The sequence below is a fragment of the Cohnella sp. genome (genome assembly GCF_041640265.1).
Lineage (GTDB): Bacteria > Bacillota > Bacilli > Paenibacillales > Paenibacillaceae > Cohnella.
The window spans coordinates 43,435-59,393 of sequence record NZ_JBEQAP010000017.1 but is presented as its reverse complement, the minus strand read 5'-3'; the positions used below and the strand labels follow the sequence as shown (position 1 = coordinate 59,393).

15 protein-coding genes are annotated in these 15,959 nt (G+C 48.1%); 14 read left to right on the top strand and 1 reads right to left on the bottom strand.

The window, feature by feature from the left end; translation table 11 throughout:
* The first annotated feature begins 4 nt into the window (after positions 1 to 4).
* The 10 genes from ACESLK_RS14085 (at position 5) to ACESLK_RS14040 (ending at position 11,816) form a co-directional block, all read left to right on the top strand.
* A complete protein-coding gene (locus ACESLK_RS14085) occupies positions 5 to 577 on the top strand; it encodes a DapH/DapD/GlmU-related protein (RefSeq protein WP_373230141.1) in 573 nt (190 codons plus the stop codon).
* On the top strand, positions 552 to 1,640 hold the full coding sequence (locus tag ACESLK_RS14080) for a glycosyltransferase family 4 protein (RefSeq protein ID WP_373230140.1): 1,089 nt from the start codon (positions 552 to 554) through the stop codon (positions 1,638 to 1,640). The genes ACESLK_RS14085 and ACESLK_RS14080 overlap by 26 nt, the downstream gene beginning before the upstream one ends.
* A gap of 3 nt (positions 1,641 to 1,643) precedes the next feature.
* Positions 1,644 to 2,543: a glycosyltransferase family 2 protein gene (locus ACESLK_RS14075; protein ID WP_373230139.1), complete on the top strand. Its 900-nt coding sequence runs from the start codon at positions 1,644 to 1,646 to the stop codon at positions 2,541 to 2,543.
* Between the two features lie 9 nt (positions 2,544 to 2,552).
* Entirely contained in the window at positions 2,553 to 3,905 is a 1,353-nt protein-coding gene (locus ACESLK_RS14070) for an oligosaccharide flippase family protein (protein WP_373230138.1), read from the top strand.
* Between the two features lies 1 nt (position 3,906).
* Complete coding sequence (locus ACESLK_RS14065; protein WP_373230137.1) at positions 3,907 to 4,893, top strand: polysaccharide pyruvyl transferase family protein; 987 nt, start codon at positions 3,907 to 3,909, stop codon at positions 4,891 to 4,893.
* Positions 4,894 to 4,943: 50 nt separating this feature from the next.
* Positions 4,944 to 6,317 (top strand): sugar phosphate nucleotidyltransferase, encoded by a 1,374-nt coding sequence (locus ACESLK_RS14060; RefSeq protein ID WP_373230136.1) that lies wholly within the window; start codon positions 4,944 to 4,946, stop codon positions 6,315 to 6,317.
* Between the two features lie 27 nt (positions 6,318 to 6,344).
* Entirely contained in the window at positions 6,345 to 7,685 is a 1,341-nt protein-coding gene (locus tag ACESLK_RS14055) for a UDP-glucose dehydrogenase family protein (RefSeq protein WP_373230135.1), read from the top strand.
* 29 nt (positions 7,686 to 7,714) lie between these two features.
* Positions 7,715 to 9,934 carry a hypothetical protein gene (locus ACESLK_RS14050; RefSeq protein ID WP_373230134.1) on the top strand — a complete coding sequence of 740 codons (2,220 nt, stop codon included), beginning with the start codon at positions 7,715 to 7,717 and terminating at the stop codon, positions 9,932 to 9,934.
* A gap of 405 nt (positions 9,935 to 10,339) precedes the next feature.
* Positions 10,340 to 10,861, top strand: coding sequence for a hypothetical protein (locus ACESLK_RS14045; protein WP_373230133.1), 522 nt, complete (start codon positions 10,340 to 10,342; stop codon positions 10,859 to 10,861).
* Positions 10,862 to 10,922: 61 nt separating this feature from the next.
* Entirely contained in the window at positions 10,923 to 11,816 is an 894-nt protein-coding gene (locus tag ACESLK_RS14040) for a hypothetical protein (protein WP_373230132.1), read from the top strand.
* 1 nt (position 11,817) lies between these two features.
* Here the strand turns inward: ACESLK_RS14040 and ACESLK_RS14035 are convergent, their stop codons facing one another.
* Positions 11,818 to 12,174, bottom strand: a complete 357-nt coding sequence (locus tag ACESLK_RS14035; protein ID WP_373230131.1) for a helix-turn-helix domain-containing protein — start codon at positions 12,172 to 12,174, stop codon at positions 11,818 to 11,820.
* A gap of 202 nt (positions 12,175 to 12,376) precedes the next feature.
* Here ACESLK_RS14035 and ACESLK_RS14030 point away from each other — a divergent pair, with 202 nt between their 5' ends.
* The 4 genes from ACESLK_RS14030 to ACESLK_RS14015 all read left to right on the top strand — a co-directional run bounded on the left by ACESLK_RS14030 (position 12,377) and on the right by ACESLK_RS14015 (position 15,928).
* Positions 12,377 to 13,009: a YigZ family protein gene (locus tag ACESLK_RS14030; protein WP_373230199.1), complete on the top strand. Its 633-nt coding sequence runs from the start codon at positions 12,377 to 12,379 to the stop codon at positions 13,007 to 13,009.
* Between the two features lie 252 nt (positions 13,010 to 13,261).
* Entirely contained in the window at positions 13,262 to 14,068 is an 807-nt protein-coding gene (gene cysT / locus ACESLK_RS14025) for a sulfate ABC transporter permease subunit CysT (RefSeq protein WP_373230198.1), read from the top strand.
* Positions 14,065 to 14,862, top strand: a complete 798-nt coding sequence (locus tag ACESLK_RS14020) for a sulfate ABC transporter permease subunit (RefSeq protein WP_373230130.1) — start codon at positions 14,065 to 14,067, stop codon at positions 14,860 to 14,862. The genes cysT and ACESLK_RS14020 overlap by 4 nt, the downstream gene beginning before the upstream one ends.
* Position 14,863: 1 nt before the next feature.
* Positions 14,864 to 15,928 (top strand): ABC transporter ATP-binding protein, encoded by a 1,065-nt coding sequence (locus ACESLK_RS14015; RefSeq protein WP_373230129.1) that lies wholly within the window; start codon positions 14,864 to 14,866, stop codon positions 15,926 to 15,928.
* Positions 15,929 to 15,959 lie beyond the last annotated feature (31 nt).

Here is a 15,959-nt window from a genome sequence, read left to right as displayed (position 1 = left end):
TCCTATGAGTATCCAATACAATCAGATTAGTATAGGTAAACTGCTGGCGGTCTTGAAGGGAGCATTCGTTCTACCGTTAAAAACCAATTCGGCTGGCAAGCTTGGCCGAATTTCAGGGAAATTAACGGTGAAAAACAAAGGCGAGTTCATTGTTGGACGGAATGTATCCTTTCATGCCAAACCGTTTCCGTCATCCATTTCGGTGAGTAAGCAGGCCAAGCTGCGAGTAGGGGATAATGTGTTTTTTAATTATGGCTTGGATATCGGCTGCACGAGATCGATCCGAATCGGAAGCAATACGATTATTGGCCCAATGGTCAACATGATTGATACGAACTTTCACCCGGTCGATATAGACGACCGGCCACAGAGCAAAGGCATTGTCATTTCAGATAATGTTTGGATCGGCCGAGGGGCCGTCATCTTGCCAGGCGTTTCCATCGGACAAAATTCAGTTATCGCATCTGGAAGCGTCGTAACGCGGGATATTCCAGCCAATGTGCTGGCTGGCGGTATTCCCGCCAAGGTCATCCGAGAAATCAACGTTCCGAATGAATGGGTTCGCAGATACAACTGAAGACAAGGCAGCAAAAAGCAGGGAGAGCGAAACGATGAAAGTATGGATGTGGCCGAAATCGAGCGAGTTGAATTTCTATAATGATTTATTAACAAATTCGCTGTGCGGCGCAGGGTTGGACATTATGGATTTAAAGCATGGCAAGCTGATGCTGCAGGTTGGCCAGGCGAAGCCAGGGGACATTGTCCACATTCACTGGATACATCACGCCTACCAGAATCGGAATCCGCTGCTCTTTATCGCAAAATCCTTTATTTTAGTTCTGACAATGCTTTATTTGAAGCTGAGGAACGTGCAGTTAGTATGGACGATTCATAATCTGTATCCGCATTCCGTGAAGCACCCTAAGATGGAGCGGTTCATGCGAACGCTGATATGCCGCTTTTGCAGCAAGATGATCGTCGCATCCGAGTCCGTTAAGCGGAAGGTCATGAAAGAATTTGGCGTTCCGTCAAGCAAGCTTTCTGTTGTGAAGCATGGCCATTATTTGGGCGTGTATAAGTCGAAGGGAATAGATTTCAGACGGGTATACAACATCAGCGAAGACGCTGACATCTATTTGTTTCTCGGTGCCATTAAAGCTTACAAGGGTGTCGAGGATTTAATCGAATCCTTTAATGCTGTAAAGACGAAACATTCCTACCTGATCATAGCGGGTAAAGCGGACAAAGAGATTGAGGCGTATATGCAGGGCGTAGTGGATACCGAAAATATCATCTTGGATTTACGTTTTGTTCCCAATGAAGAGGTTGCCGATCTGATCAGCGCCGTGGATGTGATGGTGATGCCTTACAAAGAAATTACAACATCAGGCTCCGCGATACTCGGATTATCTTTCAAGAAGCTGATCGTGATGCCGGACAATGATTTCATCGACGAATATTTCAAGGAAGACATGGTCGTCCGCTACGATCCAACGCATGCCAATGGACTAACAAACGCGATGAAAACAGCCTTAAATGTGAAAAAAGAAGGAAAAGCGCCAAAGTATGAAGAGGTGCTGAAGGAATTGGAATGGAGCGGGATCGCTGAGCAGATAAAAAACGTTTATCAAGGAGGATGAACGATGAAGGTAACGGTTGCTATCTGCACCCATAACCGGGCAAAGGATACGGAAGAGGCAATTGTGAGCGTTCTTACTCAAAACTTTGCTAAAAAGGAAATCGAAATTATCGTCATCGACAATAGATCGACGGACAATACGGCTGAGGTTGTGAACGGATTGCGGCAGCGGCACGGACCAAGGGTACGCTATATTCTCGAAAATAAGCTTGGACTGTCGGTTGCCCGTAATCGAGCGATCAGGGAGGCGAGCGGCGAATACATCCTCTTCTTGGATGACGATGCGCTTGCCTCAAGCAAATGGGTGCAGCATATTGTGGACGTCTTTGAAAGAGATATAACCATCGGCTGCGTCGGCGGTAAAATCGACCCAATCTGGGAGGCAGAGGAACCGGATTGGATTCCGGAGGAATATCGCTCGGTTTTCACCATTCTCGATTTTACAAATGGGGTAAAGGAAATGCCTTCTCCATCGATTCCTTACGGTGCGAATATTGCTTTCCGGATGAGTGTCTTCAATCATATCAAACCGTTCCGCGAGGATTTGGGAAGGGTTGGTAAAAATCTGCTGTCGAGCGAGGAAAGCGAGCTGATCGCGAGGCTACGCGCTAGGTATAAGGTCTATTATACGTCGTATGCGTCGGTTAAGCACAAAATCGCCAAAGAACGAACGACCAAGAAGTGGTTCCTGAAGCGGATTTTCTGGCAGGGGGTGAGCGATGCGGTGAAGCGGCAGGATAAAAGCGTTCTGGCCGTCGTGAAGCATACGATCCGAATGCTGCAGGCGGTTGGTACATCGCTGCTCTCCATCTTCCATTTCAAGAAATTTATAAGGCAGGTCGTTAAAATTTATTACCGCAACGGATCGCTTGTCGGTATCCTGCGCTATAACAGTAGGGGTTGACGGAAATCTATGGCACAACTCGCCATTCATAAAGCGTGGAAAGGAAACGGCCTCGTTCAAACGGTTCTTCGCACCAGCGCAACCAATTTTCTAGTCATGGTCATTAGTACGTTGACCTCGATCGTGACTGCCCGGATGTTCGGTGTCATCGGTAAAGGGGAATTCTCGGCCATTCTTTTCTGGCCGACGCTGCTGGCGGGGCTGGTCGGGTTCGGCCTGCCGACCTCGCTTATTTATAACATGAAGCAAAACAAAAGCGGCGGAGGAGACTTCGTGAGAGCGGGTTTCCTGTTCCAAATTCCCGTCAGCGTGGTCGTAGGCATCATCGCTTGGATTTGGCTTCCGGTTTGGCTTGGAAATTATCCTGCCGCCGTCATCCAAATCACGCGTTGGTTTACGGTGCTGATGCTGCCGATTTTACTCGCAATTAATTTAATTTCGGCGCTGGCTCAGAGTACGGGCAATTTCAAAATTTATAACGGCGTACGCTTATATGTTCCGCTATGTAACCTGGCCGGACTGGCCGTTCTTTGGTCGGTCGGCAATTTCAGCCTTCATTTTGCTGCACTGGTCTTTCTGGTAACCAGCGTGATGGTCATTTCTTGGTCCTTGTACAACATTAGGGACGTAATCCGAATAGATTGGTTCAAAGGCTTAGGAAACCGAGTGGCTGCAAGGGCATTGTTCGGATACGGCAGTAAGGTGTTCGGGGTCGAATTGCTCGGCACGCTGTATTCCCAATTCGATAAAATTATCATTCTTTCCATGCTGACTGCGAGGGACCTTGGGCTTTACACCGTCGTCTACGCGCTGTCCCGTATATTCAACGTCGTCCAGATGGCGATTACGAATGTCATTTTCCCGAAGGTAACCGGTATGGATAAGGACAAAGTCATCGCCACGGTCGGCCGGGCATTCCGGCTGTCCTTGATTATTATGACGATCGTCGTTATCCCGAGCATGTTCATAGGCCGCTTCCTAATGGGCTTCCTGTTTGGAGCGCCGTTTCTTGAAGCCAGCACCGCATTTTATCTCCTTTCCGTTGAATGTATTCTCGGAGGGGGCTCGTGGATTCTGGCATCCTCGTTTAATGCGATGGGGCGGCCCGGACTTGTTCTGATCAGACAGTTGATTGCGCTTGCGGTAACGATTGGATTGTTTTTCGTGTTTACGCCGTTGTACGGGCTGAACGGAATTGCTCTTGCTTTATTAATAGGCGCCGTTATCCGGTTGATTGTGACAATGGCATCGATGCGAATCGTCTTTAACGTGCGGATGAGCGGCATGCTGTTTGATAAAAAAGATTTTGGTTTTTTAATGGAGCGATTAAAAGCGCAAAAACAGCGTAAAGGAGAGCGTTGAAATGCAAAATGTACCGAACGTTCACCCGATGGATGTATTGAAAAAGGAGCTGCTCCACATTTTGAATGTAATTCCGCCGGGCTCGAGCATTTATTATATCGATTACCCCGTTTATAACAACGGCGGAGACATACTGATCATGAAAGGCGCGGAGGCATTTTTCAGAGACAATGGCATTCGCGTGAAGGCGCGCTACAGCGTTCATGATTTTCCTGAGACGCTGATGATTCCTAAAAACCACATTATCGTGCTGCACGGCGGAGGGAACTTCGGGGACCTTTATCCAGTGCATCAGAGGCTGCGCGAGAAAATCGTTGCGAGCTATCCTAATCATCGTATCGTCATATTACCGCAGACAATCTTTTATAAGAAAGAATCGGAATTCGATCGGACGGCTCACATTTTTAATAGGCACAATGATGTTCATCTTTTCGTCCGAGATCCCTTATCTTATGAAATGGCAACAATGAAGTTCCACCTATGCTCTGTTTACTTATCGCCTGACATGGCTCATCAGCTGTGGCCGATCCTGCCCAAAAGCAGCCCAGGCAAAGACTTGTTATGCTTCTTCCGCACAGACATTGAGAAAACGAAAGAGCAGGAGCAGCTAGAAGAGTCCGGTCGGGGCGATTTTCTGGATTGGGCTTCCTTGTATAACCGAGTAGAGAAAAAGTCGATTAACATGATCGCCAATATGATGAGAAAAGGGAGCAGGATGCTGCCGATGCAGGCAATCTGGGGCAAGTATACCGATTACTTGATGGATAAAGCGGTAAAACGCTTCAGCGGATACCGGAATGTGCAGACCTCCAGGCTGCATGGCCACATCCTGTCCTGCTTGTTGGACAAGCCTAACACTTTGCTCGATAATTCGTACGGCAAAAATTCCAACTATTATAATACCTGGACCAGGGGAATCAAATCCGCTCAATTAGTCGAGATGAGCAAGGGACAGTCAGTCGATTCGACTGCTTCACAAATTAGTTAACAGTTAACGAGATAAATATTGCTTCACAAAACTTTATGGGGGGAATTGCCATGAAAATTGTTCTTCTTTCAGGAGGCTCAGGGAAACGTCTGTGGCCGCTGTCGAACGAGTCGCGATCCAAACAGTTTTTGAAGGTGCTTAAGAATGTCGAGGGTAAGCCGGAGTCGATGGTACAGCGGGTATGGCGGCAAATTTCCAATGCGGGATTGCAGGAGCATGCTTATATCGCGACCAGCAAGCCTCAGGTTGAAATGATTCACAGCCAGCTCGGAAGCGATATTGATGTCATCGTCGAACCGGAAAGAAGAGATACCTTTCCAGCTATCGCACTGGCGGCCACCTATTTATATTCGATACAAGGCGTCAGCCTGAATGAGACCGTCGTCGTGATGCCGGTCGATCCTTACGTGGATGAATCTTTCTTCCACAAGACCAAGGAGCTTGAGCTTGTCCTGAACGAATCCGGCGCGGATTTAGCTCTTATGGGCGTGAAGCCGACGTTTCCCTCGGAGAAATACGGTTATATCGTACCAGACAACGACGATACCCGGGCGGATAAGCCTTTCGTAAGCGTGAACAGCTTTAAAGAAAAACCCCGTGAAGAAGAAGCGGCAGCTATGATTGAGCAGGCTGCGCTTTGGAACTGCGGGGTTTTTGCATTCAAGCTTGATTTCCTTATTAATATCTTGATCGCTCATGAATATCCGATCCAGTACGACGAGATGTTGAAGCAATATGGCAGGCTTCCGAAGATCAGCTTTGATTACGAAATTGTGGAGAGATCCAATCATATCGTAGCGCTGCCTTACGAAGGTGATTGGAAGGACCTCGGAACGTGGAACACGCTTACCGAAGAAATCGAAACCGCGTTAACCGGTAAAGGAATCATAGCCGGTGACTCGCATAATACACATGTGATCAATGAACTCGATATTCCGATTACGCTGCTCAATTTATCCAACGTTATTGTAGCGGCGAGCCCTGATGGCATTCTAGTGTCAGATAAGTCATCAAGCCCGATGATCAAAGAGGTGATGAAGCATTCGGATCAGCGTCCGATGTATGAGGAGCGGCGCTGGGGACGTTACCGTGTGCTCGATTATTTGAAATATCCGGACGGAAAAGAAGTGCTGACCAAAAGAATCTGCGTCGCACCTGGCCAAAATCTAAGCTACCAATACCATCTGCTTAGAGACGAGGTATGGACGATCGTTTCCGGTCACGGGGAAATGGTCCTCAATGGCAAAAGCTTTGCGGTAAAGGCCGGCGACGTCTTGATAATTTCTAAAGACAGCAAACACAGCTTGCGGGCGGAGACGGAAATGGACATCATCGAAGTGCAAACCGGGACGGAGCTTATTGAAGAGGATATCGTCAGGCTCGCCTTCGATTGGAACGAGATTATGCAAATCTGCAGCGTGTGAATGGATCGCAATAAAGGAGCGAAGAGAATGAACATTACGGTTATCGGAACCGGTTACGTCGGGCTCGTATCGGGCGTCTGTTTCGCGGAGCTCGGCAACAAAGTCATCTGCGTGGATAACGATCCGGGTAAGATTGACACATTGAACTCCGGCGGCATTCCCATCTATGAGCCGGGGCTGAAGGAGCTGGCTGCGGCTAACCGAATGGCGGGCAAACTTTCGTTTACGACCGATTTGCCCGGCGCCGTGCGTCAATCGGACATTATTATTTTAGCAGTCGGGACGCCTCCGCTGCCGAGCGGTGAGGCGAATCTCGCTTTTATCGATCAAGCTGCTCTTGAAATCGCGGAAGCGATGAACGGCTACAAAATTATTGCTGTTAAAAGCACCGTTCCCGTTGGAACGAACGAGCGGCTCGCAAACCTAATACGATCCCGTACGGACAAGCGCTTTGACAGCATCTCGCTTCCGGAGTTTTTGCGGGAAGGCTCGGCGATTAAGGATACGCTGCACCCCGACCGGATCATCATCGGAGCGGACTGTCAGAGTGCGGCGGACACGATGGCCCTGCTTCATAAACCTCTGACCGAACAAATCGTTGTGACGGATATCCGCAGCGCGGAAATGATTAAGTACGCGTCCAATGCGTTTCTCGCAACTAAGATTTCATTTATTAATGAGATTGCCAACATTTGCGAGAAGGTCGGGGCGGACGTAACGCAAGTGGCGGAAGGAATGGGTTATGACAAACGGATTGGCTCGTCGTTCCTGAAAGCCGGGATTGGCTATGGAGGCTCCTGTTTTCCGAAGGATACTCGTGCGCTTATTCAAATCGCCGGCCATGTCGATTACGAATTCAAGCTGCTGCGCTCGGTTGTGGAAGTGAATCAGGATCAACGTTTCAACGTCATCCGGAAGCTGGAGACGATATTCGACGGCGGGCTCCATGGAAAGACGATTGCCATATGGGGTCTGGCATTCAAGCCGAATACCGATGATGTACGCGATTCTCCCGCTTTGGAAATCATTCAGCATTTGGTAGACAACGGAGTGAAAGTAAAAGCCTATGACCCTATTGCCATTGATAACTTTCAAGCTTTATTCGGAAAGGAGGGGGTTGCATGGTGCGATAATGCAATGGATACTGCACAAGGAGCTGATGCGCTTTGCTTGCTAACGGAGTGGGATGAATTTTCCGGGGTTGACCTCAAACAGCTGCAAACGGTATTGAAACGACCGATCTTGATTGACGGGCGCAACGTGTTTAAGGAAGAAAATTTGCTCGGAACCGACTTCATTTATTATTCCGTTGGCCGCCCCAGCTTAAATCAAGGCGTAAAACAGCAAATGCCCGTTCTTCTATTTTAGTCCTAAATATTATGACAGAGGTGAAGAAGATGACTACAACATTTAGAAAAAAAGTGACCTTATCTGCGCTTGCGGTTTCCATGCTTACCGCTTCGCTAGGAGGATTGCCGCTCAGCCAGAAAGGGCTGACCGAGAAGCTTGGACTTATTCACGTGGTGAACGCCGCGGAATCGGAATTGCCATCAAGCGTTTTTCTGGAACGAATGATCCGAGTTCAAGCCGCGCTTGCAGCCGGTGATCCGGCGGATGTGCAGGATGTCAGGAATTTGCGCGATGAAATTGCCGGACTCGACGTTGCGGCAAACCAGTATCTGATTGATCCTATATGGAACAAAATTAGCGACAATCTCCCGGCGTCCGTCGACCAAGCAGAGCTAAAGGCCAGCCTGTTCCGAATCGTCAAGGCGGTCGGCTCGTTCCGATATGACCCGCAAGCTTCGGAATTGGAGAAGATCCGCACGAATCCTGAATTCCGTGCAACTCTGAAGACGATCGCAGCCGCAGGCGGCAACGCGAACATTAAAATGGATGATTTCCTCGTGTTTCTGTTCGGTGACGGCGGCACTCGTAAAGGTGTTGAAGGCACGATCGCCGGTATACTCGCGGAGAAGTCAATGCTTGAGCTGGCTCAGCTTCTCGGGGATAAGCAGGGTATTACTGCGGTCTTGCTTGAAGCGACGGAGAAGCTGCTCGGTGAAACCGATGCCTACAAGTTCAGCTCGATTCTGAATAATCTAGGCGTTACTCCACAGGATGTTCGTGCGACAGTGCTGGGTTTCCAGCTTAAGCTGCAAAAGGATGTGCCTGCTATTAATGCGATGACGGTCGCTTATATCCGCTCAGCTGCGAAATCGGAAGTGGAAATAAGCGAAGATGGCCGTCAGCACAAGTACAGTCTTAATGTCTTCGGAGTGAACGTGCCGTCCATGGTGCTGCAGTGGACAAAGGTATCGGGTAGCCAGGACATAAGTGTAACGCCGAACGGTACCGTTACGATTCCGGAAGGAGTTAACAGTGGCTCGGCAGTCATTCAGGCTAAGCTTAACAACCCTTACGGCGGTGCGGCCAAAGTCATTTTTGAGAAAGAAGTGACGTTAACTGCGGCGGAAGATCAGGGAAGTACCTTCCCGGCTGAACAATTCCTTGAAAGGATGAATAAGCTGCGCGCCGAGCTCCTTGCAGGTGATCCTGCGGATGTGCTGGATGTGCGGAAATTGCGGGATGAAATTGCCGGTCTGGATGTTGCGGCAGACCAAGTGTTAATTGATCCGGTCTGGAACAAAATCGCCCCTCATTTACCGGCTTCCGTTAACCAAGCGGAGATGAAAACAAGTTTATTCAAGATCATTAGAGCGGTCGGTTCGTTCCAGTACGACCCGCAGGCGTCGGATTTGGAGGCTATTCGGACTAATCCGGAATACCGGGCAACATTGAATACAATCGCGGCCGCAGGCGGCGAAACGAACTTGAAGATTGACGATTTCCTGATATTCCTGTTTGGGGATGGAGAGGAACGCAGGGGTGTTGAAGGAACGGTTCTCGACATCCTAGCGGATATGAAACCGAAAGAGCTTGCCGGGCTGCTCGGCAACAAGGTGGAAATCAATGCTGTCTTGAACGATGCAATGGCTGAGATTTTATCCAAGAAGGACGATTATACGTTAAGCGAGGTACTGGACAACCTAGGCGTAACACCGGTTGATGTACGTTCTACCGTTCTTAACTTCCAAGTTAAGCTAAAGTATGATGTACCGGCTATGAATGCATTAGCTGTAGCTTATATCCGTTCGGAAGCGAAGCCAACAGTGAAAGTCACTGCGAACGGACGCCATCATCAATATGGATTGACGATTCTGGAAGTTGAGATTCCTTCCTCTGTCCTGAAATGGACGAAAGTATCCGGAAGCAAGGATGTCACGGTTGACTCGAAAGGAAAAATATCGATTCCGAATAAAGTAGCGAAAGGAACCGCCGTTATTCAAGCATCGCTCCTCAATCCTTACGGAGGTCCGGCAAAAGTCATCTTCGAGCAAGAGGTGACACTCGTCAACGGAAAGGACAAGGGCGATGACAAGGGCGATGACAAGGACGATGACAAGGGCGATGACAAGGGCGATGACAAGAATGATGACAAAGACAATGACAAGGATGATGACAAGGATAATGACAGGGACAATGCAATTAATGATAAGAGAAATCAGGTTAAACTAATGATTAGCCTTATTATCCGAAATTTGATGGGTTCCTAAGATCAGGCGAGGCTTTCCCAAGGTAATCCGTGCAGGAATTCTTTTCTTGGTTTTTTAATGCTAAATCCCACTTTGCATTTCGATTTTATTTATACAAGACAAACTGCAAAAAGTGCAGCTTGTTTCGCGAAAACTGGTTTTTGGAACCGTTGAACTGCAAAAACTGCAGGTGTTCGAGGTTAGTTTGAATCATTCTAAACGAATGGGTCTGAACACCTGTAGGGAATGCAGGTTGATAGGCGAATATCCCGTTTTTAAGCAATATTAACTGTAGTAAATACAGGTTCTCACTAAAGGGGCTGTCTCTCAGGTCATTAAAGGCCTTATGGGACAGCCCCTTTATTACTTTAAAAACAAATATCCCATCAGCCTTCTCGAAAGATTTTAAGGAAGGAAGGTTTACTTATGAAAAATAAAAAATTCAATAAAATGATCGTACGGTGCATCTGCCTTGTCGTTGTGCTCAGTATTTTTGGTTTGTTTATGGTCAATTATGCGGTAAACCGGGTTATAGATTCCTTTGCGGCTGGTGTCCCGAATAATCAAACGCTGGTTGAAAGCGGAGATCAACCTCCAACACCATCAGAATCCACCGAAGCCAAACAAGAGAAAGGCAATGACAGCCTTGGCAAGCCGACTGGCACGGTGACCAAGGAGAAGGCCAAGGAAGTGCGTGAAAAATTGACTGTATCGGATAAAACGACTGTTGTTTCCGTGATTATAAAAAGTCTAAGCGTATCTGACATGAAAAAACTGCAGGATATTGCCAAAGGAGGTCTGACCGTAGAGGAGAAGCGGGAAGCGAAGGAGCTGCTGCTTGCTCAGTTGTCGTCCGATGATTATAACGAATTGTCAGCGCTTGCGAAGAAATACGGGATCAGCAGAGGTAATACCTATGATGAAGCCAAACGAGAGCACAACTCATAACCGGATCATTCTCACCCTAGACTTTAGCTTTTACATTTTAACAGAAAGTGGTGTCAACATAATGATGGGAAAACAACGTATACGCAGGAAAAGGCGGCGTGGATTCCGGAAGCCCGATGCCGTTATCGTTACTTTAACCTCCGTGACTGTTATTCTTCTTTTTGTATGGGGCGGATTGCATTGGAAGGAGTCTTCGGGGCGAGCGCTATTCGTTAATGCGAATGGAGCAGAGCGGGGCGAACAAACACTGCAGGAGGAAGGCGGTCTGCAAGCAATGGATTCTGAAGGTATGAACGCAGGGGTAGATGAACAGTCTTCAGCAACAGCCGAGACTTTCGCTCCCGTGCAACAACCAAATGATAAACCGGACGCCACGGGAGGAGTGCCGCAATTACCGGAATCTGACGAGCCGGCTCAAGACACGGTCACGAAGATGGACGAGGTCGAGCAAAGCCCAGTAAATTCTGAATCACCAAGTGCAACGGAAACCAATCACTCAAGCACGAACCAAACCGATCCGGCAAGTACGAACCAAACCGATCCGGCAAGCACGAACCAAACCGATCCGCCAAGCACGAACCAAATCGACCCGCCAAGCACGAACCAAACTGATCCTCCAATAAGTCAGGCACAGAAATACGAACAAAAGATCATCCAGGTTCAAGCGAGTTGCACGAAGGATATGAACGAGGTGTTAAGCGGAGCGGAATCAAGTATCCAGCAGTTGGATAGGACAGATCCTGTCGCTGTTCAGGCATGGAAAGAGAAATTGACAAAGGAGTTGGCGGATGCTGAATCCAAATGTGACGGTAAATTCCAAGAGGTATCTCAAAACGCGGAGAAAAACTCTGTATCGCCGAAGGTTATTGAGGAGTGGAAACAAACCTTCAGTACTTTGAAGGAGAAGCTTCAAATTGAGTCGAGGGCGAAGCTGCAACAGTTAATGGGAGGATAAATTATTCTCCCTTGGGCAAGGTCCGGTCGCGAAGCACGCGTTCGAGCAAATTGCGAATCAAATCCAGGTCATCCTTTTCCAAAGGAACCCCATCCCAATGAAGCTGTTCGTAATTCAAATATTCTTTCGCATTATGGTTTAGTTCTGTTGGAGGTTCCGGATATTCGGTAAGCCCTAGAAGATAATCCGCCGACGTGCGAAGTTTTCGTGATATCGTTTGAATGGATTCGATAGTCGGCTGCCGGTATCCGGATTCATACCCCGCATAGGTGCTTTTTGCAACCCCAACGTAATCGGCTATTTCTTGCATGGTGAATTTCCGCTTTTTCCGCAGCTGCTTCAGTCGCTTAGCGAACATCCTCAACCTCCTCCCGAACTCATAAATTTCCTCTTCCATTTAGCTTCATCCAATTGTATATAGTCCTAGTAAATGCCCGTACAATTATAGCATATTTTCCAGTTGCTTGCACCAAGGTACAATGTTGCAACAGAATAAGGAGCGGTGTGGTATCATAAGTTCGATCCGATTGATTACTGTTTACATGGAAGGAAGAATGCTTGTGTTGGCGCGTTATTCAACAATAAGGTATTACGGCACCACGGAAATTGTTATTAAGAAATCGCGCTTTATCGGTCATGCCAAGCCAGTGGAATCCGAGGAAGAAGCGGTCGCTTTTATAGAAGAACTGAAGAAGAAGTATTGGGATGCCACGCATAACTGCTCCGCTTACTTGATCGGAGAGCGGGATCAATTCCAGAAGGCTTTGGATGACGGCGAGCCAAGCGGAACGGCAGGAAAACCAATTCTGGAAGTGATCAAACATCGTGGCTTGAAAAATGTAGCTGTAGTCGTTACCCGGTATTTCGGCGGAATTATGCTGGGGGCAGGCGGCCTGGTTCGTGCGTATACCGACGGAGCGGTTGCCGGCATTGATGCGGCTGAAACCATTGTGAAGGTGCTGCATCGCGAGGTGATTGTCGATGTGGACTATACTTGGTATGGTAAGCTGGAGAACGAGCTTCGCGGTCGCGGCTTCAGAGTCGGTGAGGTTGCGTTTACGGACCGGGTGAGGGTACAGTGCCTTCCTGAAGCGGGGGAAGCAGTAAGGTTTCAAGCTTGGATTACAGATGTGACACAGGGACAAGCCTTGATAGAGCAAGGTGCCGAAATGTATTTTATACAGGGGGACTAGAACGTTTCGTTCTTCCTGTGGTCGTGGAACATGGCACCATTAAGGTGTCTTTTCTTTATGGAAAGACAAAACACCACTCATAAGGTTTACGAATAGGCTACATTAGATTTTTTTATGAAAAGACGTTTGACACGCTAATTTGCATTGACGGGGGAAGTTGTCATCTGGTAAAGTATTAATACCAACTAATTTAATAGGAATTATTCTATATAGCTCTTAAGGCTTCAGGAGGTACATGACAACGTGAGTTCCATGGTGCAAGGCAGATGGTGGAGTTGGGGATTTCGCAGCGCCGTCATGCTCTATTTTATGGTATTGATCGTTTTTCCTATTCTAGGAATTTACGGACAGTCCTTGTCCGCAGGCTGGTCTGCTTTTGCATATAATATTACAGAGCCCCTTGCTTGGAAAGCGGTACTCTTGACGGTAAAGCTTGCAATCATAGCGACAATTTTAAATGTATTCGTAGGAACGATGTCTGCATGGGTTCTGATACGTTACCGATTCCCAGGAAGGCGCATATTGAATAGTCTTGTTGATTTACCGTTTGCTCTTCCTACTGCTGTAGCAGGTCTTATGATCCTGCTCCTTTTAGGTCCTCACAGCTACGTTGGAGAGTTAGCGGAAAAGCTTGGCTTCACGATTTTGTTCCATCAGCCGGCTATTATTATAGCTATGGTTTTCGTTACTTTTCCATTTGTCATCCGTGCTGTTCAACCGTTGCTTGAGGAGATGGATGCCGCTGAGGAGGAAGCCGCTTATACGCTTGGCGCATCGAAAGCTGTTACCTTCTGGCAGGTCATTCTGCCATCCATGCTTCCTGGAATTCTTAGCGGGGCGATGCTTGCGTTCTCTAGAGCATTGGCCGAATTCGGCGCTGTCGTACTCGTTGCTGGCAACATCCCGGGTAAGACCTTGATCGCCTCTGTATATATTTTCGGAGAGATCGAGAGCGATAATGCGATAGGCGCAACAGCCGTCAGCGTATTACTGCTTAGCTTCTCATTCCTCATTCTGTGGCTAGTCAACTACGTGCAGATGCGGAGGAAAAACGGATGAGGCGGCTATGGATTGGACTAACTGTTTTTGTATTCGGATTATTACTAATCATACCGGTTGTTCGGATCGCAATGGGGGCCATGAACGAAGGCTGGAGCGGTTTTACTGCTGGCTTATCCAGACCTGAAACTCTTCATGCCCTATTCATGACAGGTTTGATCGTGGTCATCGTCACCGTGGTGAATACGGTTTTCGGCGTCATGCTCTCTCTCTACTTAGTTAGGGCAACCTGGCTCGGCAGGCGCTTGAAGCAGCTCCTTAATAGTGTTGTCGATTTACCTTTCGCTGTATCTCCGGTCATCGGAGGTCTCATGATTGTTCTATTGCTAGGACCGGAAACAGCACTCGGAGCCCTGTTCAATAAGGCGGGCGTTGATATTGTATATGCATTGCCGGGAATGATTATAGCGACATTGTTCGTTACTTTTCCATTAGTTGTTCGTGAGGTCATGCCAGTGCTTCAAGAAATCGGAAGCCAGCAGGAAGAAGCGGCATCAACGCTCGGCGCAGGCGCGTGGACGACCTTCTGGCGGGTGACTTGGCCTTCCATACAGTGGAGTGTCGTTTATGGAGTCGTTCTTACAGTTGCAAGGGCGCTTGGAGAATTCGGCGCTGTGCTAGTCGTCTCCGGGAACATCCTGTTTAAGACACAGACGGCAACAACACTCGTCTATCAAGATGTGGAGAACTTTAATCTGACCGCTGCGAATTCTATTGCCCTTGTTCTCGCCGCAGGCTCAGTAACCTTGCTGTTGTTTATGGAATGGGCCAAGTCAAGAAAGGAAGTGCATTGACGTGCATGTAGAAGTCCGCGGTTTGAATAAGAAGTTCGGCAGCTTTCAAGCTGTTCAGGATGTAAACTTCGAGATCGAAAAAGGTCAATTGATCGGATTGTTGGGTCCAAGCGGCGGCGGTAAAACTTCAATCCTGAGAATGCTTGCTGGATTGGAGTCGGTGGATAATGGGGATATTATTTTTCATGGCAAGCGCGTCAATGACCTTCCGCCTCAAGAGCGAGGAATCGGATTCGTTTTCCAAAATTATGCTTTATTTAAACATATGACTGTTGAAGCTAATATTGCTTTCGGTCTTGAGGTAAAGAAGTGGCCTAAGCCAAAGATCAAAGCACGAGTCGCTGAATTGGTCGAGCTCACTGGCCTATCCGGATTCGAGAAGCGTTTGCCGCACCAGCTCTCCGGAGGACAGCGTCAACGCGTTGCATTCGCGCGAGCATTGGCTCCAGAGCCTCAGCTGCTTCTTCTCGATGAACCGTTTGCGGCGATTGATGCGAAGATTCGTCATGAGCTTCGTTCCTGGCTTAGAGACATGATCGATCGCCTTGGGATCACTTCAATATTCGTTACGCATGACCAAGACGAAGCGATAGAAGTCGCTGACCAAATCATGATTATTAACAAAGGGCGTTTGGAGCAGAAAGGCACCCCTTGGGAAATTTATAAGAACCCGCAAACTCCGTTTGTTGCAAGCTTTATCGGAGAATCAACGATTGTTGAAGATGTTTCCTCCTTGCGCGGATTCGAGAACGCATCCGCTTGGCCGGGAACGAAAGCTCTTATCAGACCGGAATATGTGGAAATCGGCAAGGCTTCGGAGTTCAAGATTTTCTCCGCTACGGAGCTTGGGCGTGTCCGTCATTTGCATTTCCGTGGGAGTGAATGGCTTGTAGAAGTCGAGGTGGGCACCTCGCGATTAGTGACTTATCGTTCACTGGAGAAGGAAGTTCTTCATCCGGGAGCAGAAATTCAAGTGCTTATTCATCGTGCATACCTGTTCAATGATAATGACAGCTGGGTTATGGAGAACAAGCTCAAGGAAGATCCAATGCCGGTTCATATCTAAAGGGGTAGTGCGGGAGCCTTCGAAGGCATCG